The 26,624-nt window shown below is 69.1% G+C and carries 24 protein-coding genes; 11 read left to right on the top strand and 13 right to left on the bottom strand.

The annotated features are described in order from the left end of the window. Window positions 1-3: 3 nt before the first annotated feature. Window positions 4-1,104 carry a helix-turn-helix domain-containing protein gene (locus NM961_RS14975; RefSeq protein WP_255915223.1) on the top strand — a complete coding sequence of 367 codons (1,101 nt, stop codon included), beginning with the start codon at window positions 4-6 and terminating at the stop codon, window positions 1,102-1,104. Here the strand turns inward: NM961_RS14975 and NM961_RS14970 are convergent. The 3 genes from NM961_RS14970 to NM961_RS14960 all read right to left on the bottom strand — a co-directional run bounded on the left by NM961_RS14970 (window position 1,090) and on the right by NM961_RS14960 (window position 3,879). Then, window positions 1,090-1,731, bottom strand: coding sequence for a DUF2306 domain-containing protein (locus tag NM961_RS14970; protein WP_255915211.1), 642 nt, complete (start codon window positions 1,729-1,731; stop codon window positions 1,090-1,092). The genes NM961_RS14975 and NM961_RS14970 overlap by 15 nt on opposite strands. A 256-nt stretch (window positions 1,732-1,987) precedes the next feature. Continuing rightward, window positions 1,988-2,785: a LytR/AlgR family response regulator transcription factor gene (locus tag NM961_RS14965; RefSeq protein WP_255915210.1), complete on the bottom strand. Its 798-nt coding sequence runs from the start codon at window positions 2,783-2,785 to the stop codon at window positions 1,988-1,990. Continuing rightward, complete coding sequence (locus tag NM961_RS14960) at window positions 2,782-3,879, bottom strand: sensor histidine kinase (RefSeq protein WP_255915209.1); 1,098 nt, start codon at window positions 3,877-3,879, stop codon at window positions 2,782-2,784. Before NM961_RS14960 ends, NM961_RS14965 begins: the two co-directional genes overlap by 4 nt. A 157-nt stretch (window positions 3,880-4,036) precedes the next feature. On the opposite strand from NM961_RS14960, the gene pyrE reads away from it, so the two are divergent. Both pyrE and NM961_RS14950 read left to right on the top strand, forming a co-directional pair. Continuing rightward, on the top strand, window positions 4,037-4,681 hold the full coding sequence (gene pyrE, locus NM961_RS14955) for an orotate phosphoribosyltransferase (protein ID WP_255915208.1): 645 nt from the start codon (window positions 4,037-4,039) through the stop codon (window positions 4,679-4,681). 217 nt (window positions 4,682-4,898) lie between these two features. Further along, window positions 4,899-5,567, top strand: coding sequence for a DUF4124 domain-containing protein (locus NM961_RS14950; RefSeq protein ID WP_255915207.1), 669 nt, complete (start codon window positions 4,899-4,901; stop codon window positions 5,565-5,567). Window positions 5,568-6,041: 474 nt separating this feature from the next. On the opposite strand, the gene NM961_RS14945 is transcribed toward NM961_RS14950, so the two are convergent. From NM961_RS14945 to coaBC, 3 genes are read right to left on the bottom strand one after another with little or no spacing between them, the layout of a single operon-like run. After that, on the bottom strand, window positions 6,042-8,465 hold the full coding sequence (locus NM961_RS14945) for a phosphomannomutase/phosphoglucomutase (protein ID WP_255915206.1): 2,424 nt from the start codon (window positions 8,463-8,465) through the stop codon (window positions 6,042-6,044). Window positions 8,466-8,486: 21 nt separating this feature from the next. Further along, complete coding sequence (dut, locus tag NM961_RS14940; protein ID WP_255915205.1) at window positions 8,487-8,942, bottom strand: dUTP diphosphatase; 456 nt, start codon at window positions 8,940-8,942, stop codon at window positions 8,487-8,489. Then, entirely contained in the window at window positions 8,939-10,162 is a 1,224-nt protein-coding gene (coaBC, locus tag NM961_RS14935; RefSeq protein ID WP_439334219.1) for a bifunctional phosphopantothenoylcysteine decarboxylase/phosphopantothenate--cysteine ligase CoaBC, read from the bottom strand. Before coaBC ends, dut begins: the two co-directional genes overlap by 4 nt. A 124-nt stretch (window positions 10,163-10,286) precedes the next feature. Between coaBC and radC the strand changes: the two genes are divergently transcribed. From radC to folE, 3 genes are all read left to right on the top strand, one after another. Next, a complete protein-coding gene (gene radC / locus NM961_RS14930; RefSeq protein ID WP_255915203.1) occupies window positions 10,287-10,958 on the top strand; it encodes a RadC family protein in 672 nt (223 codons plus the stop codon). A gap of 274 nt (window positions 10,959-11,232) precedes the next feature. Then, window positions 11,233-12,309, top strand: coding sequence for a hypothetical protein (locus NM961_RS14925; RefSeq protein ID WP_255915202.1), 1,077 nt, complete (start codon window positions 11,233-11,235; stop codon window positions 12,307-12,309). Between the two features lie 311 nt (window positions 12,310-12,620). Continuing rightward, a complete protein-coding gene (gene folE / locus NM961_RS14920; protein WP_255915201.1) occupies window positions 12,621-13,211 on the top strand; it encodes a GTP cyclohydrolase I FolE in 591 nt (196 codons plus the stop codon). Between the two features lie 262 nt (window positions 13,212-13,473). Here folE and NM961_RS14915 read toward each other — a convergent pair whose 3' ends face one another. The 3 genes from NM961_RS14915 to NM961_RS14905 form a co-directional block, all read right to left on the bottom strand. Continuing rightward, complete coding sequence (locus tag NM961_RS14915) at window positions 13,474-13,938, bottom strand: GNAT family N-acetyltransferase (protein ID WP_255915200.1); 465 nt, start codon at window positions 13,936-13,938, stop codon at window positions 13,474-13,476. Window positions 13,939-14,069: 131 nt separating this feature from the next. Further along, window positions 14,070-15,467, bottom strand: a complete 1,398-nt coding sequence (gene ntrC / locus NM961_RS14910) for a nitrogen regulation protein NR(I) (RefSeq protein ID WP_255915199.1) — start codon at window positions 15,465-15,467, stop codon at window positions 14,070-14,072. Beyond that, the gene (locus NM961_RS14905) at window positions 15,454-16,458 is read right to left on the bottom strand and encodes a two-component system sensor histidine kinase NtrB (protein ID WP_255915198.1); all 1,005 of its coding nucleotides are present in this window, start codon (window positions 16,456-16,458) and stop codon (window positions 15,454-15,456) included. The genes ntrC and NM961_RS14905 overlap by 14 nt, the downstream gene beginning before the upstream one ends. Window positions 16,459-16,984: 526 nt before the next feature. Between NM961_RS14905 and NM961_RS14900 the strand changes: the two genes are divergently transcribed. Beyond that, complete coding sequence (locus NM961_RS14900; protein ID WP_255915197.1) at window positions 16,985-18,544, top strand: hypothetical protein; 1,560 nt, start codon at window positions 16,985-16,987, stop codon at window positions 18,542-18,544. A gap of 167 nt (window positions 18,545-18,711) precedes the next feature. Here NM961_RS14900 and NM961_RS14895 read toward each other — a convergent pair whose 3' ends face one another. Both NM961_RS14895 and NM961_RS14890 read right to left on the bottom strand, forming a co-directional pair. After that, window positions 18,712-19,449, bottom strand: a complete 738-nt coding sequence (locus tag NM961_RS14895; protein WP_255915196.1) for an HAD family hydrolase — start codon at window positions 19,447-19,449, stop codon at window positions 18,712-18,714. A gap of 198 nt (window positions 19,450-19,647) precedes the next feature. Next, window positions 19,648-20,550 (bottom strand): hypothetical protein, encoded by a 903-nt coding sequence (locus NM961_RS14890; RefSeq protein ID WP_255915195.1) that lies wholly within the window; start codon window positions 20,548-20,550, stop codon window positions 19,648-19,650. A 29-nt stretch (window positions 20,551-20,579) separates the two neighbouring features. Here NM961_RS14890 and NM961_RS14885 point away from each other — a divergent pair, with 29 nt between their 5' ends. Both NM961_RS14885 and NM961_RS14880 read left to right on the top strand, forming a co-directional pair. Then, the gene (locus NM961_RS14885) at window positions 20,580-21,035 is read left to right on the top strand and encodes a hypothetical protein (RefSeq protein WP_255915194.1); all 456 of its coding nucleotides are present in this window, start codon (window positions 20,580-20,582) and stop codon (window positions 21,033-21,035) included. Window positions 21,036-21,286: 251 nt separating this feature from the next. Further along, a complete protein-coding gene (locus NM961_RS14880) occupies window positions 21,287-22,072 on the top strand; it encodes an aspartate/glutamate racemase family protein (protein WP_255915193.1) in 786 nt (261 codons plus the stop codon). Between the two features lie 10 nt (window positions 22,073-22,082). On the opposite strand, the gene NM961_RS14875 is transcribed toward NM961_RS14880, so the two are convergent. Both NM961_RS14875 and NM961_RS14870 read right to left on the bottom strand, forming a co-directional pair. Next, window positions 22,083-23,195: a PQQ-dependent sugar dehydrogenase gene (locus NM961_RS14875; protein WP_255915192.1), complete on the bottom strand. Its 1,113-nt coding sequence runs from the start codon at window positions 23,193-23,195 to the stop codon at window positions 22,083-22,085. Window positions 23,196-23,299: 104 nt separating this feature from the next. Continuing rightward, window positions 23,300-24,274: an alpha/beta fold hydrolase gene (locus tag NM961_RS14870; protein WP_255915191.1), complete on the bottom strand. Its 975-nt coding sequence runs from the start codon at window positions 24,272-24,274 to the stop codon at window positions 23,300-23,302. Between the two features lie 178 nt (window positions 24,275-24,452). Between NM961_RS14870 and NM961_RS14865 the strand changes: the two genes are divergently transcribed. Continuing rightward, entirely contained in the window at window positions 24,453-25,256 is an 804-nt protein-coding gene (locus NM961_RS14865) for a helix-turn-helix domain-containing protein (RefSeq protein ID WP_255915190.1), read from the top strand. A 180-nt stretch (window positions 25,257-25,436) separates the two neighbouring features. Then, window positions 25,437-26,621, top strand: a complete 1,185-nt coding sequence (locus NM961_RS14860; RefSeq protein ID WP_255915189.1) for an SPFH domain-containing protein — start codon at window positions 25,437-25,439, stop codon at window positions 26,619-26,621. Window positions 26,622-26,624: the final 3 nt, after the last annotated feature.

Raw genomic sequence — 26,624 nt, 5'->3', positions numbered from 1 at the left:
CCGATGATCTTCTGGAGCATTGTGTTCGTGATCGGCGCCTCCCAGGCCCTGTGGCTGGCCCTGGCTCTATGGCGGCGCCCGGTGAACCGCCCCGGCAACCGCGTGCTGGCGGCGTGGATCGCGCTGATCGGCTTCGATCTGGTCATCAAGGCGTTGTATTTCAGCGCGCCCGGGCCGGAGTACTACAAGCTCTACCGTTTCGTCGGCCTGTTTCCGTTTCTCTACGGCAGCTTTTTCTACGTCTATGTGCGCGCGCTGACCGGCGCCGGCGCACTGGTTTGGCGCGACGGCGTGCATACGGCGGGCTTCCTGTTCGCCCTGCTGGTGAAAGCGCCGCTGTTTTTGCAAAGCCATGCCCAGATCGAGGCGCGCTTCGCCAGCGGCGCGCGCGATACGCCGATGCTCTGGTTCGACGTGTTCCTGTTCGGCTACAGCCTCTCCTACGTGATCGCCGCGCTGGTGCGGGTCGCGCGCTACCGCCGCGGCCTGCTCGCCCAGCGTTCGGACGCCGACCGGCTCTCACTGGGCTGGATAGACACGATGGCTGCCTCGCAAATCGTGATCTGGTGCATAGCCACCGTGGACTGGCTGGCGCCGACGCGCTGGATCGACTACCCGCTGATCTACGGCGCGGTGGTGCTGTGGATGTTCACGGTGGGCTACCTCAGCCTGGGCCAGGCCGAGCTGCCGGCCCCGGCGGTGGCGCCGCCCGCGCCCGCCGCCGGCGCGCTGAACGGCGAGGACGACGCGCGCTTTCCCCAGGTCGAGGCGCGCCTGCTGGCGCTGATGCAGCGCGAGCAGCTCTACCGCGAGCCGGCCCTGACCATAGGCCAGCTCGCGCGCCGCAGCGGCTATCCGGAATACCTGGTCTCGGCCGTCATCAACCGCCGCTTCGCGGGCAATTTCTGGGAATACATCAACCGCCAGCGCATCGAGGCAGTGCGCGCCTGCCTCGCCGACAGTTCCGATACGCGCACCATCCTGGACATCGCCTACGCCTGCGGCTTCACCTCGAAATCCACCTTCAACGCGGCGTTCAAGCGCAGCTTCGGCGAGACGCCCAGCGCCTACCGCCAGCGCCAGGCCGCCTCAGGCGGCGGCTGAGCCCAGCCGGCGCCGCGCCGGCCAGCGCAGCCATAGCTCGCACACGGCCAGATTGATGGTCCAGCAGCCCCAGGCGGCGGCGATGTACACGGTCACGAACGGCAGCTGCAGCACGCCCTGGCCCAGCGCCAGCATCAGGCGCAGGGTGATGGCGGCCGCAGTCAGAGCCACGCTGCGCAGCATCCAGCGGCGGTGGCGCTCGTAATCGCCGGCAATGGCGCAGGCAATGCCCAGCGCGGTCATCCACAGCCAGGCCAGCGCCAGCAGGCTGAAGCCGCTGCCGCTGGCCCAGCCGCCGTGGGCATTGCGCGCCAGCGACAGCCCGGAAACGGCGCCGATCAGCACCGCCGCCGCATACAGCCAGCCGCCGGTACGGTGCAGCCGCGGCCAGCGCCGGCGCAGTCCGCCCCAGATCTGCAGCGGCGCCAGCAGCAGGGCCAGCCCGGCGGCGAAGAAATGCGCCGGCACGTCCAGGCCGGAACGGGCGAAGCGCACCGCGAAGGGATTGCGCGGCTTGTAGTCGCCGTAGAGATAACCGAAGGCATAGGCCGCCACCCCGGCGCACAAGATGGCGAACACCAGGCCCGCCAGCACCCGCACCGTCTTTCCCGCCCGCTGCATACGCATGGTCCCGCTCCCGTCTGGATTCGGGACCAGCCTGGCCGCCGCCTGTGCAGGAATCGTCCGGGCCGGCGGGGGCGTACGCACGCCGTGGCGGGTACGGGTGCGAGACGGCGGATTCGTACCTGTTGCGGCCGCGCGGCGGCGGCGGGCGAGGCCGCGACGGCGGAAGGGACCGTAGCCCGGCTCCCGGACGGCGCCGCTGCCATGCGCCATCCGCTGTCCAACAGCCGGCGCGACGGGCTGGGCGCGAGCGCCGCCGTCAGTGCAGCAGGTGAACCTTGTCCTTGTAGCTGCGCGACAGTTTCAGGGTCTGGCCCGATTCCAGGGTGACGAAATATTCGCCGTTCAGATGCGAGCGCAGCTCGCGCACGCAGGCCAGGTTGACGATGGTGGAACGGTGGATGCGCTGGAAGCGGCGCGGATCCAGGCGCTGCTCCATTTCGCGCATGGTGGCGCGGATGACGAAGTTCTCGGCCGCGGTGTGTATGCACAGGTAATCGCCGGCGGCGTCGATCCAGCGTATCGCCTCCGGGTCCAGGCGCACGGTGCGGTTGCCGTCGCGGATGGCCAGCTTCTGCGGCGCCGCCTCGCTGGCGGGCTCCTGGGCCAGGGCGTCGGCCAGGGTCAGGTCGGCCTTGCCGGACATGCGCGCCAGCAGGCGCAGCAGCTTGTCGCGGTTGTCCTCGGCCGCGCGCGCGCCCAGGCGTTCGCGCACGGTCTGCAGGGCCTGGTGCAGGCGCGCCTCTTCCACCGGCTTGAGCAGATAGTCCACGGCGCAGGCGGCGAAGGCATCCAGGGCGTACTGGTCGTAGGCGGTGACGAAGACGGTCAGCGGCAGCGATTCGGCCGGCAGCGAGCGCAGCAGGGCGAAGCCGTCCATCTCCGGCATCTGGATGTCCAGGAACATCAGGTCCGGCTTGAGCGCGGCAACGGCGAAGCCGGCCTCGCGGCCGTTGCCGGCCTGGCCGACGATCTCCACGTCGGCATGCGCGCCCAGGCGCAGTTCCAGGCCGCGCCGGGCCAGGGGTTCGTCATCGACGATCAGGGTACGGATCATGCGGAGCCCGCCTTGGCGGTTTCATAGGGAAGGACCAGGGCAACCTCGACACCGATGCAGGTGCCGCCTATGCCCTGGCGCGAACGCACGCTGACGCTCTGCCGGACCGGGCCGTACAGTACCTTCAGGCGCTCGCGCGTATTGGCCAGGCCGACGCCGTGGCCGTTGTTGTGGCCGTCGCAGCCCTCGGGCAGGCCGGGGCCGTCGTCTTCGACGCTGATAAGCAGGCTTTCCTCGGACACCCGCGCGCGCACCGCAATGGTGCCGCCTTCGATGCGCTTGCTGATGGCGTACTTGATGCAGTTCTCGATCAGCGGCTGCAGCACCAGGCTGGGCACCAGCGCCCGGCGCGCCTCGTCGCTGACGTCCACGACCACGCGCAGGCGCTCGCCGAAGCGCAGCTGCTCTATGCCCAGGTAGCGGGTCAGCGCGCCCAGTTCCTCGTCCAGGGTGACGCGCTGCATGGGGTCGGAATCCAGCGAATGGCGCAGGAAGGCCGACAGGCCGCTGACCATGCGGTTGGCGGTGGTGTTCTGGTTGTCCATCACCAGGGTGGAGATGGCGTTCAAGGTGTTGAACAGGAAATGCGGATTGAGCTGGTAGCGCAGCATCTTGAGCTGGGCTTCGTGCGCCGTGGCGTTGGCGCGCAGGGCGATTTCCTTCTCGTGGGCGATCTCGCGGCTGAACTTCATGCCGAAATACAGCCCGCTCCAGGACAGCATCACGTACAGGGCCGAGCCGAAGTAGCCGATATAGCCCAGCAGGCTCTCGGGCCGGCATTCAAAGCACCAGCGGAACACGGCCTCGGCGTAGGTCAGCGAATAGACCGCGGTGGCCAGGGTCAGCAGCGCGGCCGCGGCGGCGATCATGCGGCCGGTGGACAGGTTCCAGATCGCGCGGAAGCCCAGCCGCAGCAGGGAAGTCACGCCGAAGCCGATGGCGGTGGCCGCGGCCGACACCCAGGCATAGGCCAGCGGCTTGCCATGGCCGATGGCGGAAAGATAGTGGAGGCTGAAATAGCCCAGCCAGCCGCCGGTCTGCAGCACCCAGAACAAGCGCGACGGGGAGGCGAAAAAGCGTTTCAGGCTGCTCATTTGGGAATGCGAAACCATGTCCGCCATGCTAGGGCCACAGCGGCGTAGCAGAGCGCACTTCGGCGCGCCGCCGCAACCGTTGGGCGCGGCAGGCCGCCGCGCACCGCCGCGCCGCGGCGGCCCGGCTTGCCTACAATCGCCCTTTTCGGAGATCCGCATGCAGCCGCATCAACGCGACTTCCTCGACCTCGCCCTGCACAAGCAGGTGTTGCGCTTTGGCGAATTCACGCTCAAATCCGGCCGTACCAGCCCGTACTTTTTCAACGCCGGCCTGATCGACAGCGGCGCGGCCCTGGCCCGGCTGGGCCGCGCCTACGCCACCACGGCGGTCCAGTCCGGCCTGGCCTTCGACATGCTGTTCGGCCCGGCCTACAAGGGCATCGCCCTGGCCGCGGCCACCGCCATCGCCCTGGCCGGCGAGCACGACCGCGACCTGCCCTTCGCCTTCAACCGCAAGGAAGCCAAGACCCACGGCGAAGGCGGCAAGCTGATCGGCGCGCCGCTGGCCGGCCGGGTGCTGATCGTCGATGACGTGATCACGGCCGGCACCGCAATACGGGAATCCCTGGAGATCATCCGCGCCGCCGGCGCGACCGCGGCTGGCGTATTGATTGCATTGGACCGGCAGGAACGCGGCCAGGGTGAGCTTTCGGCAGCTCAGGAAGTGGCGCGGGAGTTCGGCATCCCGGTGCTGGCCATCGCCAGCCTGGGCGACCTGCTCACACTGGCGGCGGAACGCCCGGAGCTGGCGGCCGAACAGGCCCGCCTGCAGGATTACCGCGCGCGTTACGGCGTGGCCTAGGTCGCGGCGGGCCGCGGCGGCGCTGCCTATACTGGCAGGCGGCTGCGGAATGTGGATTTGGCGTGTGGAGTCCCCTTGCCTCAAGGGGGCGGCCAAATGCTTGTGCAGCAAGCATTTGGCTCAGGTTGCGGAGAAGACAGGATGGGCACAAGAGCCGCCGTGGACGCCTGCTCAGGCCTTCCTTAGTACCAATCAGCTTTGCTCCAAGGAGTTGCGCATGCAGTCGGCAATCAAGAAGACCCTGCTGGCCCTGGCCCTGGTCGCCAGTATCGGCACGGCCCTGGAAGCGATCGGCGCCGGCGCCGACGCGCGCGTGCGCTACAAGTGGCGCGACGAGAGCGGCAACCTGCACTTCTCCGACAACCTGCCGCCCGAAGCCGCCAGGCTGGGCTACGAGATGGTCAACGGCCAGGGCGTGGTGGTGCGCCGGGTGGAACGCGCCAAGACCGAGGAAGAACTGGCCGCGGCCAAGGCAGAGGCCGAGCGCAAGGCCGAGGAGAAGCGCAAGGCCGACGACATCTCGCGCGGCGACGCGCAGATGCTGGCGGCCTATCCGGCCGAGGAAGATCTGCGCAAATCGCTGCAGGCGCAGATCGACCTGATCACGCAGAACATCCAGGCCACCGAAGTCGGCATCGCCAGCCAGGAGAAGAGCCTGGCCGAACGCCTGGTCCATGCCGCCGAACAGGAACGTACCGGCAAGCCCGTGCCGGCCAATGTGACCAAGCAGATCGAAACCCTGAAGAAAGGCATCGCCGACCAGAAAGCCTTTCTCGAACGCCGCACCGCCGACCGCGTCGCGATGGAAAAGCAGTTGGTCGACGACCTGGACCGCTACCGCAAGCTCAAGGCACGCCAGGAAGAGCTGCGCAAGGGCGGGCGCTGAACCGCGGCGGCGCGCCACGCTGATCGCCCGCGCCTGAATCCGGTTGATTCGGCAAGGCCGGCAGCAACTGCCGGCCCAGACAGCCATGTCCCTATTTGTACAGTTCCGGCACAGCGCCCCGGCGGCGCTGGCCGTGCGCGCAGCCGGCGGCGCCGCGGCGTAACCGATCGAGCGGGTCAACCAGACCGTACTCGCCGTACCCCGGCCGGCCAACGGCGACAGCGGGGCCCCGGCGGCGGCGGCGGCCGCTCCATTCTGCTCCGTTGCGTCCAATCTCGTTCGCTGTCGGCTGACGGCAACAACCTCAGCTTCAGCTCCCGCCGCGGCAGTCTGTCAGCGGGCAGCAACGGTCCGATCTCCAACGTATTCCTGGCCGGCGATGTGGCCAACGGGCTGTTCGCCGCCGGCTCCGCCTGAACCACCCGCAGCGCGGCGCGCCGGTAATGCCGGCGCGCCGCGAACGGGGTTGTACGATCAGAACGGCAGCTTGAGCTGCGAGTCCAGCGCCAGCAGCTGCTTGCGGAACACATCCTGGATGCGCAGCAGGGACTGGTCGCTGTCGGCGTCGAAGCGCAGCACCAGGATGGGCGTGGTGTTGGAGGCGCGCACCAGGCCCCAGCCGTCAGGCCAGTCGGCGCGCACGCCGTCGATGGTGGTGACGCGGGCGCCTTCAAAGCTGGCGCGTTCGCGGAAGCGCTCGATGAAGCGGTAGTGCTCGCCCTCGGCCATCTCGACCTTGAGTTCGGGCGTGCTCACGCCCTTGGCCAGGCTGTCGAAGATCTTCTGCGGCTCGCGGCCTTCCATGTCGCCGGCGAGAATCTCCATCAGGCGCGCAGCGGCGTAGATGCCGTCGTCGAAGCCGTACCAGCGCTCGCGGAAGAAGAAATGGCCGCTCATCTCACCGGCCAGTTCCGCGTCGGTCTCGCGCATCTTGGCCTTGATCAGCGAATGGCCGGTTTTCCACATCACCGGACTGCCGCCGTGCTTGAGGATCTCCGGCTGCAGCTTGCCGGTGCATTTCACGTCGTAAATGATGGTCGCGCCGGGGTTGCGCACCAGCACGTCCTTGGCGAACAGCATCAGCAGGCGGTCGGGGAAGATCACTTCGCCGCTCTTGGTGACCACGCCCAGGCGGTCGCCGTCGCCGTCGAAGGCCAGGCCCAGGTCCGCGCCGACCTGCTTCACCGTGAGGATCAGGTCGCGCAGGTTGTGCAGGTCCGACGGATCCGGATGGTGATTGGGGAAGGTGCCGTCGACATCGCAGTACAGCGGCATCACTTCGCAGCCTATGCCTTCCAGCACCGCCGGCGCGATCAGGCCGGGCACGCCGTTGCCGCAGTCGACCACGATGCGCAGGCGCTGCTCGACCTGGATATCGCCGGTGACGCGGTCGATGTAGTCGGCCTTGACGTCCATGGCCTGCAGGCCGCCGGTGCCGCTGGTGAAACGGTTCTCGGCGATGCGCGCGTACAGCGACTGGATCGCCTGCTCGGCCAGGGTCTCGCCGCCGAGCACGATCTTGAAGCCGTTGTAGTCCGGCGGATTGTGGCTGCCGGTGACCGAGATGCCCGAGCCGGTATTGAGGTGATAGGTGGCGAAGTAGACCAGCGGCGTGGGCACCTGGCCCACGTCGATCACGTCCATGCCGGCCTGGCGCAGGCCTTCGATCAGGCCGGCGGCGAGGTCGGGCCCGGACAGGCGGCCGTCGCGGCCGACCACGATCTCGCGCAGGCCGCGTTCCACGCCTTCGCTGCCGACGGCACGGCCGATCTGACGGGCGATTTCCTTGTCCAGGGTCTTGCCGACCACGCCACGGATGTCATAGGCGCGGAAGATGCTGCGGTCGATGGAGATTCGGGGTGCCGGCACCGGTGCCGGCGGCGGGCGCACGCCGCCGGCGGCGGCGCGCGGCGCGGCGGGACGCGGCGGCCCTTCGGCCTGCAGCGCCTCGGCCATGGTGAGTTCGGATTCCACGGTCTTCTTCTGGCCCAGCTTGCCCGCCAGCACGGCCACACCTTCATGCCAGCCGACCTTGCGCAGCCACAGGCCAACGCCGCCGGCCATGCCGCAGACCAGGGCCAGCACCAGCGGCAGCCAGGGATTGTCCTGGGGCACCAGCAGGAACAGATCCGGCGGCAGCTGGGCGACGCGGAAGGCCGAACCGGGCACGGGGACGCCGAGATCCGGATATTCCTCGGCCAGGCCGTGGCCCACGCCGATCAGCACCAGATCGCTGGTGCTGCCGCTGCCCTGGCGCAGTTCCAGGCGGCCGTCGCTGATGGGCGCCTGCGCCAGCAGGTCGAACACCGGCTGCATCGGCAGGGCGACCCAGGCCACGGCCACATTGCGGCCGTCCTGCTTGACCATCTCGGCCAGGGTAATCATGCGGCCCAGCTTGCCGATCACCACCGACTGCGCCTCGGCCGAACCATTCTGCGCCTGGATCAGCTGCGCCGCCTTGGCGTAGCCGAACTGGCGCAGGTCGGTGCGCATGACTTCATCGAGAGAAGGACTGAAGAAATAGCCCTCGGCCATTTCCGGCAGGGCCAGGCGCAGCGCGGTGATCGCGGCCTCGCGCTGGGCCGGGTCCCCGCTCAGCAGCGGCTGCTGAACGACCGGGCTGGCCAGTGCGCCCTGGAAGCGCTTGCGCATATCGTCGATCAGCGCGGCCAGCGCCGCGGACTGGCTCTGGCGCTGCTGCGCCAGCGTCTCGCGCGCGGAAATATCGCGCCAGACCTGCAGCGCCTGCCAGAAAAAGAACGCGCTCAGGCTCAGCAACAAGGCGGCCAGCACGACCGGAATCAGGCGGCGCCAATCCAGGGCCGGCAGTTGCAGACGCGGCCGCGCCACCGTCTCCGCGGCGGCGGCGCCCGCCCCATTGCCCTGCTTCTTCTTCATCCGCTGAACTCCGTGCGACGGTCAGGACACACCCGAAGAACCGAAACCGCCCTCGCCGCGCCCGGTCGGCGCGAACTCGTCCACGAGCCGGAAGCCGGCGCGGGTTATCGGCAGGAAAACGAGCTGGGCTATGCGGTCCCCGGGCTGGATGGTAAAGGCCCGGTCGGAACGGTTCCAGCACGACACCATCAGTGGTCCCTGGTAGTCCGAATCGATCAGTCCGACCAGGTTGCCCAGCACGATGCCGTGGCGATGGCCCAGGCCCGAGCGCGGCAGGATCACCGCGCAGTAGTCCGGGTCATTCAGATGGATGGCGAAGCCGGTGGGAATCAGTTCGGACTGGCCGGGCTGCAAGGTCAGCGCCGCGTCCAGCGCCGCGCGCAGGTCCAGGCCGGCCGAACCCGAGGTGGCATAGGCCGGCAGCGGGATCTCATTGCCCAGGCGCGGGTCCAGTACTTTCAGTTCTATGTCTTTCATGCGCCGGCCGCCGGATTCGCCGCGGCGCGGCCGGCCAGGCGCTCGGCGATCACGCCGACCAGCTGGCGCGCCAGCTCGCGCTTGGGCGCGGTGGGCAGGTGGCGAATGCCGTCGGCCGAGATCAGGGTGAGGCTGTTGTCCTCGACCTCGAAACCCAGGCCGCCGCCGACCTGGTTGGCGGCGATCAGGTCCAGGCGCTTGCGTTCCAGCTTGGCGCGGGCGTAGGCCTCGACGTTCTCGGTCTCGGCGGCGAAGCCGACCAGCAGCGGGCGCTGCGGCAGATCGGCGACGTCGGCGAGGATGTCGGGATTCTGGGTCAGTTCCAGGCTCAGGCCGCCATCGCCGCGTTTCTTGATCTTGTGCGCGGCGACCTCGGTGGGCCGGAAATCGCCCACCGCGGCGGCGGCGACGTAGACGTCGCTGCGCACGGCCGCATCCAGCACCGCCGCGTGCATCTGGCGCGCGCTGCGCACGTCGATGCGGCGCACGCCGGCCGGCGTCGGCAGGTGTACCGGCCCGGCCACGAGCACTACCTCGGCGCCGGCCTCCGCCGCCGCCTCGGCGACGGCGAAGCCCATGCGGCCGGAGCTGCGGTTGCCGAGGAAGCGCACCGGGTCTATGTCCTCGAAGGTGGGACCGGCGCTGATCAGCACGCGGCGTCCGGCGAGCACGCCGCCGCGGCCGCGCGCGGCCAGGGCGGCGACGAGTTCCAGCGGTTCCAGCAGGCGGCCGGCACCGACCTCGCCGCAGGCCTGCGAGCCCGCGGCCGGACCGAACAGGCTGATGCCGCGTTGGCGCAGGATGGCAACATTGGCCTGGGTCGCCGCGTTCGCCCACATCTGCTGGTTCATCGCCGGCGCCACATGCAGCGGCGCGGCACTGGCCAGGCACAAAGTGGTGAGCAGGTCGTCGGCCAGGCCGTGGGCCAGGCGGGCGATGAAGTCGGCCGAGGCCGGCGCGACCAGGATGTCCTCGGCCCAGCGCGCCAGTTCGATATGGCCCATGGCCGCCTCGGCGCTCTCGTCCCACAGGCTCAGGCGCACCGGATGGCCCGACAGCGCCTGGAAGGTCAGCGGCGTGACGAAGCGCGCCGCGTTCTCGGTCATCACCACGCGGACCTGCGCACCGGCATCGCCCAGGCGGCGCACCAGCTCGGCCGCCTTGTATGCCGCAATGCCTCCGGTCACGCCGAGCAGCACGCGCCTGCCCGCCAAGTCGATCACTGCCATCGGAACATTCCTACCTGTTTCAGCGGCGATAGCTTACGGGAAAGCCCTCTCCGGACGCGCGCGAACCGTATCGCAGCAGGGCTAGGCTGTGTTTCCCGACCAGGCAGCACACGCAATGAACATCCGTCAATGGCCGCTGGACGAACGTCCGCGCGAAAAACTGGCAACGCTGGGCGCCGCGGCGCTGAGCGACGCCGAACTGCTGGCAATCTTCCTGGGCAGCGGCTGCCGCGGCCTGACCGCGGTGGATCTGGGCCGCCAGCTGCTCAACCACAACGGCGGCCTGCGCGCCCTGCTCAGCCGCGAGGAGCCGCTGCCGCGCCTGCGCGGCCTGGGCGCGGCCAAGCGCAGCCGCGTGCTGGCCGCGCTGGAGCTGGCGCGGCGCTGCAGCGGGCCGGAACTCAAGCGCGACGCCACCCTGCGCAATCCGGCCGACTCGGCGGAGTTCCTGCGCTCGCGCCTGAGCAGCTATCCCTATGAGGTCTTCGCCGTGGTGTTCCTGGACAACCGCCACCGCGTACTGGCCTTCGAGGAACTGTTCCGCGGCACCATCGACGGCACCGTGGTGCATCCGCGCGAAGTGGTGCGCGCCTGCCTGCGCCACAACGCCGCGGCGGTGATCCTGGCCCACAACCATCCTTCCGGCGTGGCCGAGCCCAGTGAGTCGGACCGCGCCATCACCGCCGAGCTGCGCCAGGCCCTGGGGCTGGTCGGCGTGCGCGTGCTGGATCATTTCGTCATCGGCGATTCCGCGCCGGTGTCGCTGGCCCAGCGCGGGCTGATGTGACAGCCGGCGAGGAAATGCGTGCCACCGGCCGCGGCCACCGCGCAGGCAGCGCGCAGGCCGGACAGGCGTGCGGGCGTGTTTGCCGGCGCCGGCGGGAAAGCACCGGGTGCGAATCGGGCGCAGCGGGAATCCGCCGCGTACCCGGACCGCTTACGCCCCGCACAGCCGGGCCGTGCAAGCCGCCCGCGGCCGGGCTCCGCCGCAGCGCGCGGTGGCTGGCGTCGTCACCGCGCTGACATATACTGCGGACGCCTTGGGGAGGGCCTGGCGCCAAGTGATCCTGCCGTTTCCGTGCAAGTTTCCCGAAGACGCTGCCGAACGCTCCATAGCGGACGTGGCCCAGGCGCGGGCCTTGCTGACCACGCTGGCGCCCGGCCTCGGCGCCGCCCTGGCGCGGCGCCGCGCGGCGCTGGCGCCGCTGATCACCGACGCCGCCGCGCAGAGGCGCGTGCAGCACTGCGAAGCCGCGGTGGAACTGGCCTACGCCCGCCTGGCCCTGCGCCACGGCAGCTGGGGCGAGGATTTTCACGCTTACCACAACGAACACCACATTCTGGAAATTTTCGACAGCCGCATCGCGCGGCTGATGGAACACGCCGGCGTGCAGGCCCTGAGCCTGGACGACTGGCTGCTGCTGGGACTGTTCGCCGCCTGTCACGACCTGCGCCAGCGCGAGCCGGCGCTGTACAGCGCCGGCGTCGGCAGCAACGAGCGCGCCAGCATCGAGGAAGGCCTGCGCATCCTCGACCTGGCCGGCTTTGAACGCGACCGCGACGCGCATTTCCATACCGCGCTGGAACTGACCATCGCTGGCTCCACCTTCGATGCGCGCCCGCCGGCGCAGGACTGGGAATACAACTCGGTGGACCTGGTGCAAAGCGGCGGCGCGCTGGCCTCCAAACTCGACGCCAAGCTGGACAAGCATGTGCCGGGCTGGCGCGAACAACCCGCCGTCGTGCATGCGCTGGAACTGGCCCTGCTCGCCGCCGACCTGGACACGGCCAACGTGGCCGAACCCTTCGCCCGCTTCGTCGAGACCGGCACGCGCCTGTGCCTGGAACGCGAGATGCGCTGCCACCGCTCCATCGAAGATCCGGCCTCTGCCCTGCCCGTGTTCGGCTTCCTCACCGACGGCCAGGAGCGCTTCTTCTTCGAGCTGCACCGCTTCAATTCCGAAGCGGGCCGCCAGGCCTTTTCCGCTGCCAAGCAGGCCAATGCCGCCCCGCTGAAAGCCCTGACCATGTCACTGCGTGCCCGCATCGCGATCGGCGGCAGGCCGGCCAACGGCGCCGAAGTGATCGAGACCCTGCGCAGCCTGACGCGGGAGATCGAGACGCGCGGAATGCGGTAGGCGCGGGATTCGGGATTCGGGATTCGGGATTCGGGATTCGGGATTCGGGATTCGGGATTCGGGATTCGGGATTCGGGATTCGGGATTCGGGATTCGGGATTCGGGATTCGGGATTCGGGATTCGGGAACAGCTTGCGGGGTATCGAGCGGATTGCAAGATGCGGATGGCGGCGGCTTTGTCACACACGGTTCAATGATGATCGGCCCGCCGCTTCCGCTCTGCGCCGGACGCAGGCAACGCACTGCGCTCGTGCCGATTCCGGACTATCTCCCCTACAATCGTCGGCCCGTAATGCATCGCAGGAACGCGCATGAGTGCCGACTCCTCCCCGCCCGTAGACCGCGCCGAAGCCGAGGCCGCCATACGCACGCTGCTGCGCTGGGCCGGCGAAGATCCCAGCCGCGAGGGCCTGCTCGACACCCCGCGCCGCGTCGTGGATGCGTACCGCGACTGGTTCTCCGGCTATGCCGAGGATCCGGCCGAGTACCTGCGCCGCACTTTCGAGGAAGTGGCCGGCTACGACGAACTGATCGTGCTGCGCGACATCGAGTTTGAATCGCATTGCGAACACCACATGGCGCCGATCATAGGCCGCGCCCATGTCGGCTACCTGCCCACGGACAAAGTCGTCGGCATCTCCAAGCTCGCCCGCGTCGTCGAAGGCTTCGCCCGCCGCTTCCAGGTGCAGGAGAAGCTCACTGCGCAGATCGCCCATTGCATCGAGGATGTGCTCAAGCCCCGTGGCGTCGGCGTCGTGATCGAAGCCGCCCACCAGTGCATGACCACCCGCGGCGTGCACAAGACCGGCGTCTCGATGACCACCAGCCAGATGCTCGGCTCCTTCCGCGACGATGCGCGCACACGCTCGGAGTTCCTGCAGTTTGTGATGGGCAGGCGGTAGGGTTGGGGTTCGGGATTGGATGCCCGGGCGGTCGCGTGAGGGCGTGCGGGTGGTTCCAGGCCAGGGTGTGAATTTCCCGCATTCGTTCAATCGCACCGTTTGCCCGCGCCGGAAAAAAACCGGATCCGCCGAACAACGCTGCGGATCGCACGCCGCCCGCTCTGCACCGCGCCCGGGCCGTCAGCAGCGCGCCGGCTGATCCTGCCAGCAAGCCCGGCTCGCGGCGCCCGCGTGCGGCGGACCGCCGGCCCCGCATGCAATTTCAGCCACCTGCGATAAATCCCTTCCTGTACATGTGGTAATGCTCGCGCTGCATGCCCAGCGCCTCATACGTGCGCTGCGCGCGTTCGTTCTCCCATTCCACGTACAGGCGCAGGCCCACGGCACCGGCGGCGCGGGCCTCGGCTTCCACGCTGCGGTAGAGCGCGCCGAATACACCGTGGCGGCGGTGTTCCTCGCCCACGTAGACGCTCTGTATCCACCACCAGTCGCCGTTGCGCCAATCGCTCCATTCGCGGGTCAGCAGCAGACAGCCTGCGGCGCGGCCGTCGCGCTCGGCGATGCGGTAGACGCCGCGGCCCGGCTGCTCGAACACACCGCTGACGCCGCGTTGCAGCAGATCGAGGTCAAGCCGCCGCTGTTCGGTTTCCCAGGCCATGGCGGCATTGGACTGGACGAGAAAGGCAATGTCCTCGCGCGTCGCGGCGCGAACAGGGATGGCGGTCATGCGCAAGTTCCGGGCAGGCTGCTGGTTCTGCCGCACTTTGAGCGTGCGGCCCCTGCGAGGTCAACGCCGTGGCGTAAACCTGCCGCGCCGCCGTCATCCCGCCGCGGGCGGTGCCGCCCGGTGCCGCGCCTTCAGCGGCGCCGGGTGCGCGAACTGCCCAGCTTGCGTGTCAGCGTATTGCGTCCCAGCCCCAGCGCCTCGGCCGCGTTCTGACGGTGTCCGCCGTGCGCGGCGAGCGCGGCGTCGAACAGCACGCGCTCCAGTTCCGCCAGCGCCGCCGCGTGCAGGCCGACGCGGCCGGCGGCGAATTCGGCATCGGCCCAGCGGCGCAGCGCCTGGGTCCACGCAGGCTGCTGCGGAACGACGGATGGCTGCGCGAACGGCAGATCCTCGCTGCGCACCTCGCGTCCCGGCGCCATCACCGCCAGACGCCGGCACAGGTTTTCCAGCTGGCGCACATTGCCGGGCCAGTCCAGCGTTTCCAGCACGGCCAGCGCTTTGCCCGACCAGCGCTTGGCGCCGACTTTCAGCTCCAGCGCCGCGCGCGCGAGGAAATGCTCGGCCAGCACGGCGATATCCTCGCGCCGCTCGCGCAGGGCCGGCAGATGGATGCGCACCACGTCCAGGCGGTGCAGCAGATCGGCGCGGAATTCGCCGCGCGCGACCTTGCTTTCCAGATCCTGGTGCGTGGCCGCGATCACGCGCACATCGGCGCGGATCAGTTCGCGGCCGCCGACGCGGTAGAACTCGCCCTCGGCCAGCACACGCAGCAGCCGGGTCTGCAACAGCAGCGGCATGTCGCCGATCTCGTCCAGGAACAAGGTGCCGCCATCGGCCTGCTCGAAGCGTCCCGCATGGCGCCGCGTCGCGCCGGTGAAGGCGCCCATCTCGTGGCCGAACAGTTCCGATTCCAGCAGCTCCGACGGAATCGCCGCGGTATTCAGCGCCACGAACGGCCGCAGCGCGCGCGCGCTGTGGGTATGCAGGGCGCGCGCGACCAGTTCCTTGCCGCTGCCGGTCTCGCCGGTGATCAGCGCGTTCAATCCGCTCGCGGCGACGCGGCCTATGGCGCGGAACACTTCGCGCATCGCGGCGGAGCGGCCTATCAGCTCAGGCTCGCGCGGCGGCGCCGCTGCCGCCGCCGGCGCGGGGCTGCGGCGCTGCGCCAGGGCGCGGTTGGCGGCGGCCACGGCCTGGTCCAGGTCGAACGGCTTGGGCAGATAGTCGAAGGCGCCGTGGCGGTACGCCGCCGCCGTCGTGGCCACATCGGTGTAGGCGCTCATCACGATCACCGGCAGCTGGGCGTGGTGCGCGTGCAGGCGTTCGAGCAGTTTCAGGCCGCCCTGGCCGGCCATGCGCACATCGGTGAACAGCAGATCCGGCAGCTGCGTTTCCAGCGCGGCGAGCACGCTTTCGGCGTCCTCGAATTCCGTCACCGCAAGGCCGGCATCGCGCAGCGCCGCGGCCAGCACGAAGCGTACGCCGCGATCGTCGTCCACCAGCCAGACCAGGGCTTCAGCCATGTGCATCTCCGTAAGGCAGGATCAGACTGAACACGGTTTCGCCGGGACGGCTGCGGTAGTTCAGCGCGCCCTGGTGTTCGGCGGCGATCTCGCGGCTCAGCGCCAGGCCCAGGCCACTGCCGTCGGCGCGCCCGCTGACCATGGGCAGGAACAAGGTGTCGGCCAGGGCCGGCGCGACGCCGGCGCCGTTGTCGATCACATCCACGCGCAGGGCCAGGCGCACGATGCGGTCCTGGATCCGCGCCGCGTGTTCGGCGCGGGTGCGCAGCAGCAGGCGGTCGGCGCCGGCCTCCAGTGCATTGCGGCCGAGATTGAGCAGCAGCTGGGTCAGCCGGTCCGCATCGCCGGCCAGCGGCGGCAGGCTGGGGTCGAAATCGCGCGCAATCGAAACTGCGTCCTGCGAGGCCAGCAATGCGGCCACCCGCTCCAGCACCTCGTGGATATTCACCGCGGCGAAGCGCGTGTCGGCCGATCCCTGCAACAGGCGATTGGCCAGTGCGGCGAGGCGGTCGGCTTCGGCGATGATCAGTCCGGCCAGTTCCTTCACACCTTCATCACCAACCCGCCGCGCGATCAGCTGCGCGGCGCCGCGCAGGCCGGCCAGCGGATTCTTCACTTCATGCGCGAAACCGCGCAGCGATTCCGACAGCTGCGCCGTCGACTCCGGCGCCGCGGCGGCCAGCGCATGCGCTTCCAGCAGCACGCCGCCGGCCGCGAGCGGACTCAAGGTGAGGTCCACCGCGACCGTCCCGCCCGCCGCATTGGCCAGCGGAAAATCGCGCAGCTGCACCACGCGCTGTTGCTGCAGTGCACGCCGGAACGCCTCGGCCAGCTCGGCCCGCTCCGGCGCCAGCGCCGCCAGCGTCATGCCTTCCAGCCGGCGCTCGCCCAGCCCCAGCAACTCGCACAGGGCGGGATTGGGCGCATGCAGCAACTGCTGCCCGTCCAGCCAGGCGGCGGCAGTGCTGAGCTGGGGCCAGAAAGTCGCAGTGTCCACAGGCTTTGGTGCAAAGGCGGAGGATTGCACCAGAGTAGCGCATCGGAGCGAAGGTCTGCGCGCAGGTGCACGATCCTTAGTCGTTTCGCCGGCGCGATTGTCGGCGGGGCTGCAGCCAGTGGCTGAGCGCGTCCCCCCCCGGCCATGCGAACGCGGCGATCTCGCGTCCGCCAGCACGGCCAAAATCAGGGCGCAGCGGAGCACGCCTCGCGCGATAGCCAGGTCGATGCAACGCAACAGATGCCTGCGGACGGCTGGCCTTGCCTGCGAATATCCGCACGGCCGGACCGCAATTCCTCCGTTCCGGCGCTTCGGCTCGCCGCCCGCCGTCGCCGCATCGCCGCAGTGCAACGTGCCCGTCGGCTTCGGCTGAGTGCGCCGGAAAGTGGTTCGCCGCAAAAGCGAGATTGACAGCAACCGCCGGCGTACGGGAGGCTTTGCTTTCCGTGCAATAAGAAGTGAGTCGCAGAAGTCCGGGAAAGCGTGTCTCCATTCCTCCAGCCGAAAACCAATGGGGAAAGAAACCATGAAATATCTGTTGCCGTTACTGTTGCTGCTGGGCGCTCCCGCCGCGGGGGCCGCGCAGAACGAAACCCCGCAGCAAGTTTTTTGGATGCAGAAGGGCCTGACCGCCCATGTCGTCGGCGCCGAACAGTCGCGCATCGTGCGCGGCAATGAAGTTCTGGTGTTCGACTCCTTCACCGATGCCGAGAGCTACACCACGACGTCCGGCACTCCCAGAACCTTCATGGGTATGCCTGTCGACCTGGGCAGCGCCGCCGGCAGCAACCCGTCGATCACCAAGATCACCGCTTACCTGGCCTATACCGGCACGGCGGCGCAGACCTACAACAGCCTGCGCGTGCGCATACAGTTGTGGGATACCTGGTCGGAAACCGCCACTCCCGTGTTTTCCGCCGCAGCGGGAACGACGATCGAGGCCGACATTGCCGGCCCCATCACGCTGAACCCCAACACCTTCTCCCCCATCGATGTGGCGCTGGCCTCGCCGATTCCCCTTACCGGGCTCACCGGCCACGGCTTCGCCGTCAGCTACCAGGGCGACACGGGCTCGGGCCTGGCGGCCAACAACAACCTCACCTCGCTGCTGCGCTACGGCGCCAATCCCATCGCCGTGGGCGCGAACGCCCTGCCCGACACCTACGGGTATCGCAACGCCAGCAATCGCACTGATTTCAATTTCCTGTCCTCCGACTCCAGGACGTTCGGCCAGACGAATGAAGCGACGGTAATCCAGCTTTATTCGACCACCGCCCTGCTCAGCCAGAGCATCACGAATTTCGTCGCCAATCCGGCCAATCCGGTCGTGACCGACGGCACCTTCACCGTCTCCGCCACGGGCGGCGCTTCGGGCAACCCGGTGGTGTTCACCATCGACGCCGCCAGCGCATCCGTGTGCACGGCCGGCGGCACGAATGGCGCGACGGTCACCATCCTGACCGCCGGAACCTGCACCGTGCTCGCCAACCAGGCCGGCAACGCCACCTACAGCGCGGCGCCGCAGCAGACGCTGGCCGTGACCATCGGCACCGGCGGCGGCGGCCCCGGACTGGTGCAGGATGGCAGTTTCGAAGCGGGCTTTGTCTCCACGTACTGGGCGCAGACCTCCACCAACTTCGGCACGCCGCTGTGCGATTCTTCCTGCGGCGGCGTCGGCCCCCGCACCGGCGATTACTGGGCCTGGTTCGGCGGCGCCGGTACAGCTGCCGAAGCGGGTAGCCTGGAGCAGTCCGGCGTGATTGCCACGGGTCCCAAGACGCTGAACTTCTATATCTGGTGGTCCTCCAGCGTCGATGCGCCGCCCGATCCGGCCGCCACCTTCAACGTCAAGATCGACGGCAACACGGTCTTCGCCCTCACGCCGGCAACGGCTGCCGCGTACAACACCGAGTACACGATGGCATCGGTGGATATTTCGGCCTACGCGGACGGCAATAGCCACACGCTGCGCTTCGAGTCGAACAACGCCGCGGCCTCCGGCTCCACCAACATCCACCTGGACGACATCGAAATCGTTGCCGGCCCCAGCGACGAGATCTTCGCTAACGGCTTCGAGCTGCCGTAAACCGTCCGGCAATTGACGGACTGCTGTACGAGGCGGGATGCGCGGCGCAAGCCAAGCATCCCGCCTTCGTTTTGGGCGGTTTCAATGGGTGCGAACCAAGGCTGGCGCAGAACCTCGCCCAGCCGGCGCGAATACGGCAGCGCCGGGCTTTGCCCTGCCGCAGTCCGTCAGCGATTGCCCGCCCTGGCCGCCGCAGCCGCGCGCTGCGCCAGCTGCTCCACCGCGGCCAGGATGCCATCGGCGCCGCCGACTTCGATCACCTGCGGCGAACCGGCCTGGAAATCGGTCTCCAGCTCCAGCGACCAGGTGGAGTGATAGGGCATGTAGACGCCCCAGCCGCCCAGGGCTATCACCGGAGCGATGTCCGAGCGCAGCGAGTTGCCGACCATCGCGAACGCCGGTGCGGTCACGCCGCATTCGCGCAGTACGCGCGCATAGGCAGCGGGATGTTTTTCCGTCACGATCTCGATGCGGTGGAACAGGTCGCCCAGGGCTGAGCGTTGCACCTTGTCCTGCTGGTGCAGCAGATCGCCCTTGGTGATGAGCACGATGCGATGGCGCGCGGCCACCTGCTCCACGGCTTCGCGCACGCCCGGCAGCAACTCCACCGGATGCGCCAGCACGTCCTTGCCTATGCCGACCAGCCGATGCAGGTCGCCGGCACTGACCTGGCCGCCGGTGATCTCGAACGCCGCCTCGATCATGGACAGGGCCATGCCCTTGGCGCCGTAGCCGAAGACGTGCACGTTGCGCGACTCGACCGCGAGCAGGCGCTCATGCAGGCGCGCATCGCCGAGATCGACATAGCGCCCGACGATGCGCTCGAACTCCGCCTGCGCCGCATCGTAGTAGCCCTGGCTGTGCCACAAGGTGTCGTCGCCGTCGAAGCCCACCAGTTCCAGCATCGCTTGCTCCAAAGATTTGTGCGGCCCCGCCCAGGCGGCGGATTGTAGACAACGGCGACGGTGGGAGTGTCGCCGCCCTGTGCAGGCAGGCCCCGTCGTTGTCGTCCTGTCCCGGCCCGGCGAGGTGGGCATGTGGAGCGCGGCGAAGCTGCGCAGCAGCGGCCGGGCGGGACAGGTCCGCCACGTCCCGCGTTCCCGCTAGGAAACCCGGGCGAGGTGATCGGAGACGAAGGCCGCCACCAGCCCGGCGGCCGCGGCACCCAGCGCCAGGCTCCAGAACAACCGCCATAGCACCGACCTGGCCAGTTTGCGCAGCAGTTCCGCGCCGCTGCACTGGTAGATGTAGGCGTCCTTGGCCCAGGGCGGCGACGGCACGAAGCCGCGCTGCTCGCTGGAGAAATAGCCGATCACGCAGACCGTCACCTTCGGCCGCAGCACCTGCTGGACCAACGTGCAGCGGTGCCAGGACATGTCCTCCTGCAGCGGGCGGCCGATATCGGAGCGATAGCTGCCGTCGGCGTCTTCCCAGCGCCGTTTGAGTTCGGGCAGATGCTGGTGCTGGGGCAGGAACGTGGTCGCCGCGACGTAGCGCTGCGCCGCCGCCAGATTGGTGCCGCTGCTGCAGGTGGTAGCCGGATCCAGCCAGGGCACCGTGAGCAGGCGGAAGTAGCCGGTTTCGGTGGCGATCGCGCAGGGCGCCAGTGCATAGCCCTCGTACAACTGGACGACCGTGCGCCGCTTGCCGGATTTGCCGTTGTCGTGGGAGATACGGTAGCTGTAGGCGAAACATTCCTCGCCGTTGAACGGCGCCAGCAGCGGCGCACCATGGCCCTGCACCGTGCCGATCACGACTGCGCCGGCACCGTCGCGCGGCATCGCGCCGTTCAGCGCCGCCCGCGCGGCGAAACGCTCGCGCAGCGTAACCCCGGCCGAGAACAGCAGGCCCAGGCCGCCCCAGCCCAGCAGGCCGGCGGCGGCGGCGATACCGAACGTATCGGTGATGCGCGCGCCGTAGCTATCCTGCAGCCAGAACACGATCGCGAGCGCAACCAGCAGCCATCCACCCAGCACCATGCTGCAGCCGTAGCCGAAGTGCTTCATCGTATGGCTCCGAAGGAACTGGGCGCGCAATGAACCTGACCATACCGCCATTCGATACAGCCGTCGATTCGCTGCGCGGCTTTCTGCGCCGGCAAGGCCATTCCGCCGCTATTTTCCGGGTGTTCCGCGACGACGTCTGGCTGCGCTGCGGCCGTCCCGCCTGGCTGCGTCTGCCGGTCGCAACCGACAACGAGGTGCTGGCGCGCCAGGTATATGCGGAGGGCTGCGCGCGCGGCCTGGTCCGCATCGACGCGGTGGTCGAATGCGACTACGGGACTGGCGCAACCGTGTGGTTTCCGCGGACGCCGGAAGAGGAAATACAGGGCTGGGACAGCGGCCTGAAACTCAGCATCGCCTTCCCATTGCCGCGGGCGAGGATCGCAGGACCGCTGTTCTGGCGTCTGCTGCAATGGCATCCGGGTTTGCGCCGTTTCCAGCGGCATCGCCAGGGCGCGCCGGGCTCCCGTCGCTGGGCCGCCGAGTGAGGAGAAACGGTGTGCCGGTCCTGCGTGCGAATCGGCCGCCAGCTTCTATTGAAATTTACAAAGAGTATTCAATGATGTCTGGCCGGCATCCGGCGCTGCCGTGCCGGCCGGCGCCGCGGCCGGCCGGTGCGATCCATGCCGCCTGGCCGTTGCCGCACTATCTGCAACACCGCAGCGCCGCCCCGATTGACAGCAACTGTGCCTCCGTCCCGTCCTCGGTACCGACACTCCCCTTCCCGCGAGCGACCGCCATGCGCGACACCGCAGTACCGACCCTGGGCATTCTCGGCGGCATGGCGCCGCTGGCCACGTCGGCCTTCCTGCAGCAGATCCTGCAGGAATGCCAGCGCCAGTACGGCGCCAGCCGCGCGGGAGATTTTCCGCCGCTGCTGCTGCATATGCTGCCGCTGCCGTTCCACGACGACCGGGCGAACGATCCGCTGCAGCTGGAAAGCGCGCTGCGCGAAGGCCTGCTCGGACTGGAGCGGGCCGGTGCCGACCTGCTCGCGGTCGACTGCGGCACGGCGCAGATCTTCCATCCGCTGCTGGCCGAAAGCCTGCGCACGCCGCTGCTGGACCAGGTCGAGGCAACCGTGCAGGCCATACCCGCGTCGGCGCGCGTGATCGGGCTGGTCGCGGCGCGGGAGTGCGTCGCCGCCGGCAGCTACCGGCGCGCCTGCGAGCGCCGCGGCCTGGCCCTGGCGCCAGTGGACTGGCAGCACGAGACCGACCAGCTGCGCCGCAATGCGCGCCGCCGCGGCGATGCCTGCGACCGCGCCGTGCTGTGGGACCAGCTGGCCCGGCGCGCCTATGCCGCCGGCGTGGACACCGTGCTGATCGCCTGTCCCGACCTGTGCGCGCTGAGCGGCGAACTGCATACGCCGCTGCAGCGCGTCGATGCCTCGGCCTGCCTGGCGCGGCGCACGGTCGCCGCCTGGCTGCAACGGCGCAACGCCGGGCTGGCGGAAACGGGCAGCCTGGTGGCGCAGCAGCGCATGGCCGCGACGCGGCAGAACCTGGCCGCGCTGCTGGGCTGAACCCGCTCGCTCAAGTCCTGGGGGTGAGCTTGAGCAGGCGGCCACCCGGACCGTCCTCAAGCAGCCAGAGCGCGCCGTCCGGCCCCTGTTCCACTTCGCGTATGCGCTTGCCCATGTCGTAGCGCGCGGCCTCGCGCGCCTTGTCGCCGTCGAACTCCACCCGCACCAGGGCCTGGCTGGAAAGCCCGGCGATCAGGCCGTCGCCTTTCCAGCCGGCAAACAGCGCGCCGGAATAAATGATGAAGGCGCCCGGCGAGATCACCGGCGTCCAGCTGATCGCCGGGGCGTGGAATTCGGGCCGGGTGGAATGGTCGGGGATGTCCTTGCCGTCGTAGTGATCGCCGTTAGATACGATGGGATAACCGTAATTGTCCCCGCGCACGACCAGATTGAGTTCGTCGCCGCCTTTGGGGCCCATCTCCATGTCCCACAGCCGGCCTCTGGCATCGAAGGCGATGCCCAGCGGATTGCGGTGGCCCAGGCTCCACACCTGCGCGGCCACGCCGCCCTGGGCAGCGAAGGGGTTGTCCTTGGGCACCGAGCCGTCGTCGTTGAGGCGCACGATCTTGCCCAGGTTGCTCTGCATGTCCTGGGCCGGGTCGAAGTGCTGGCGTTCGCCCGAGCTGATGAACAGATGCCCGTCGGGCGCGAACAGCAGGCGATGGCCATAATGGCCGCGGCCTTCCATCTTGGGCTGCTGGCGCCAGATCACCGCGAGGTCGGACAGCGCACCGCCGCCCTTGTCATCCAGCGTGAGTCTGGCCCGCGCTACCGCGGCGCCGCGGGTGTCCTTGTCGCCGGCTTCGGCATAACTCAAGTAGACGATGCCGTTGCTGGCGAATTTCGGATGCAGGATCACGTCGCCGAGGCCGCCCTGGCCGCCGTAGTCGACCGCGGGCACGCCGCTGACATCGCCGCTCTTGCCGTCCTGGGTGAGGACTTTCAGCTGGCCTTTCTTCAAGGTGACCAGCAGACGTCCGTCGGGCAGGAACGTCATCGCCCAGGGTTCGTTCAACTCCGTCACCGGCGTGGCGGTGAAAGGCCGGGCGGCGGCGTCCTGTGCCTGGGCTTGGCCCAGGCACAGCAATGCGGCGACGGCGGCACAGAGAATTCGGATCGGCATGGCCTTGCTCCTGTGGCGGCGCCGGCAATGGGCGCGGCGCCCGAATCCGACTTATGCCGCAGAATACGAGAAGGAAATGTCAGTGCAGCGGCCGCCCGATCGCACTAGCCGGCCGCCGCCCACAGCCGGCGCGCCTCTTCCGCGATGAGATCGGGGAATTCCTCCGGGAAGAACAGCTTGGCCGCGGGAATCCGGCGTATGCCGCGCGAGCCCGGCAGCAGCTGGTGCAGATAATCCGCACTGGCCTGCTGGAAGATGGTGTCGCCCTCGCCCCAGACGATGCGCGCCGGCTGGCGGCAGCGCCGCAGCGGCGCCGCGACGCCGGCCAGCGGGTTGGGATCCAGCGCGGCGGCATAGGCATTGGTCAGCGCGCTGCGCTGCGGCGTGGCGACCAGCGGCGCGAAGTAGTAGTCGATGGCCGCGTCGCCCGGATTTTGTGGATAGGTATAACAAAGCCCGCCTATGCCTCCGGCCGAGCGGGCGAACGGCTTGTCGGCCAACTGCGGGCGGAAGGTATCGTCGGCGAAACGGCCGGCGCGGGCGGCCTCGATCACCGGTATCACGGCGGCCGGCGGACTGTCGGTTTCCACGTCGCAGTTGGTCAGCAGCAGGCTGCGCACGCGCTGCGGATAGCGGATCAGGAACAGCTGGGCGACCGCGCCGCCGCTGTCGTTGGCGACCAGGTCGACGCTGTCCACGCCCAGGCGGTCCAGCAGCTCGGCCAGCATTTCCGCCTGCGCCGCGGGAGCGACGCTCTGGCCGGCGGCGACTTCCGTATAGCCCAGGCCGAGGAAATCCGGCGCGATGCAGCGGCGCAGCGGCGCCAGCCGCGGCAGCGCGCCGCGCCACTGGAAGCTGTTGAGCGGAAAGCCGTGCAGGAACAGCGCCGCCGGGCCGCTGCCGCGTTCCGCGTAGGCGATGCGGCCGAAACGGGTTTGCTGGTAGCGCCGCGCCGCGGTGAAGCCGGCGGCATCGAATTCCGTGCCGGCAACGGCACGGCCGGCGCGCGGCACGCAGGCGGCCAGCGTAGCGGTGACGGCGGCGCTGGCGCCGAGCTGGAGGAAGGTTCTGCGGTTCATGCATGCTCCGGGGACGGTGGCGATGGCCGCATGATTCGCGCGGCGGGGCACGGTCTCAATGACGCGCCAGGTCAATTCCGCATGACCTCGCAGGTCATGGCTTTCGCGCAGCGCGCTGCTTAGCATCGGCCCACCGCCCCTACGCCGGACTGCCGTGTCGCGCAGCAAGCTTTCCCCGATGCCAGCAGCGGACACCGTGCCGCTGGGCGCCCTGCTGCGCGAATGGCGCGCGGTGCGGCGGCTCAGCCAGCTCGACCTGGCGCTGGAGGCGAACGTGTCCGCGCGCCATCTGAGCTGCGTGGAAACCGGCAAGGCCCAGGCCAGCCGCGAGCTGGTCGAACGTCTGGCCGAAACGCTGGCGCTGCCCCTGCGCGAACGCAATGCGCTGCTGGTCGCCGCCGGCTATGCGCCGAAGTACCCCGAATCGGCCCTGGCCACTCCGGCGCTGACCCAGATGCGCCGCGCGATCGAGGCCATGCTGGCGCAGCAGGAGCCGTACCCGGCCTTCCTGCTCAACCGCCACTGGGACGTGCTCGCCGCCAATGCCGCCGCCGCGCGCTGCAACCGCTTCGCGCTGGGCCGCGACAGCGCGCATGCCAACCTGCTGCGCATGGTGTTCGATCCGGACGACCTGCGCGGCGCCGTGGCCAACTGGGAAGAAGTCGCCGGCAGCCTGATCCATCACCTGCACAGCGAAATCGCCGCTGCGCCGACCGATGCCAAGGCCCGCGCCCTGCTGGACGAAATGCTCGCCTACCCCGGCGTTCCCGCGCGCTGGCGCCGGCGCGAACCGGCCAGCGCGCCTTTGCCGCTGCTGACCACGCGGCTGCGCCGCGGCGGACAGGAGCTGCATTTCTTCTCCACCATCACCACTTTCGGCACGCCGCGCGACGTGACGCTGGCGGAGCTGCATATCGAATGCTGCTTTCCGGTGGATGAGGCGACGGCCCTCCTGTGCCGGGAGCTGGCAGCGGCCGGCTGAAGGGTAGATCCACTTTTTCAGCCGCGCGCACGCCCACGCCAGCGCCGCCCGAATTCCGCCACAACTCGCCACCGCGCCGCCCGTCCTCCAGCGCCGCCGCGGCTCCCGCCGCGCGCGCAATACACGCCAGCGCCGGTCCCGGCGCGATTCCCAGAACATTCCGCGCGAGGAGAAGGTTTCGTGTCCCCCCAGTCGTCCCGGCTGTCGCAGTTCAGGCGTGCCGTCTTCAACCGTCGCAACCTGCTGCTGGCCGCCGTGCTGGCCGGCGGCTATGCGCTGTACAGGCATCCGCCCACCGAGAGCGTCGGCCACGGCGAACTGGGAATACGCATCAACCGCTGGACCGGCGCGGTCAGCAGCACCGGCGAAGGCGTGGTGCTGAAGCTGCCCGGCATCCACGAGCTGCGCCGCTATCCGCTGCAGGATCGCCTGTACCGGCCCGAACGCAGCGCCAAGGCCGACGGCGAGGCGCCGTTCCAGTCGGTGGAAGGCCTCTCCCTGGGCGTGGAGCTGGCCATCCGCTACGCCCTGGATCCGGCCAAGGTCGACGCGATCTCGCGCACCCTGCCCGAGGCCATCGACGGCGAGCGCCTGGAGCCGGCCGTGCAAGGCGTGATCTACAAGGTGTTCACCCGCTACACCGTGCGCGAAATCTTCTCCAGCAAGCGCCAGGAACTGCAGGAAGCGCTGGAAGCCGAGCTGCGGCCGCGCCTGGCGGCCGACGGCATCCTTCTGCGCTCGGTGCTGATGGGCAATGTCGATCTTCCTTCCGACTACCGCGCCGGCATGGACAAGCTGCTGGCGGTGGAACTGGAAACCGAGAAGATGAAGTACACGCTGGAACTGAAGGAAAAGCAGGTCAAGGAAGCCGAACTCGCCGCCGATGCGGAAAAGATCACGCGCGAAAAGGCGGCCCAGGCCGCGGCCTCGGAGCAGATCATCGCGGCCAGGGCGCAGGAAGAAGCCATGAAGCACGTGCTGCCGTTCAAGCAGAAACAGATCGAGCAGCGCCAGCTGGAGGCGGAGGCCGAGAAGACCTCGCGCATCAAGCTGGCCGAGGCCTCTGCCGAAGCACGCCGCATCGAGGCCGCCGGCGAAGCCGATTCACGCCAGAAGCTGGCCGAGGCCGAAGCCTTTCGCCTGGAGCGCCTGGGCAAGGTGCAGAGCGAACAGATGGCGCGCGACGGCGAGCTGGTCACGCGCCATCCGCTGCTGATCCAGAAAACCCTGGCCGATAAGCTGTCGGACAAGGTCTCGGTCATCATCGCACCGCCGCCGGCCGGCGGCGGCTTCATCGGCAATACGCTTCTGGGCGCAACCACGGTGGCGCAGCAGGGCGGCGCTGCCGCCGATGCCGGACAGTAGGCG

This window comes from Tahibacter harae (assembly GCF_024437735.1).
Taxonomy (GTDB): Bacteria; Pseudomonadota; Gammaproteobacteria; order Xanthomonadales; family Rhodanobacteraceae; genus Tahibacter; species Tahibacter harae.
The sequence above is the reverse complement of the archived record's forward strand: the minus strand, read 5'-3'. Positions and strand labels throughout refer to the sequence as shown.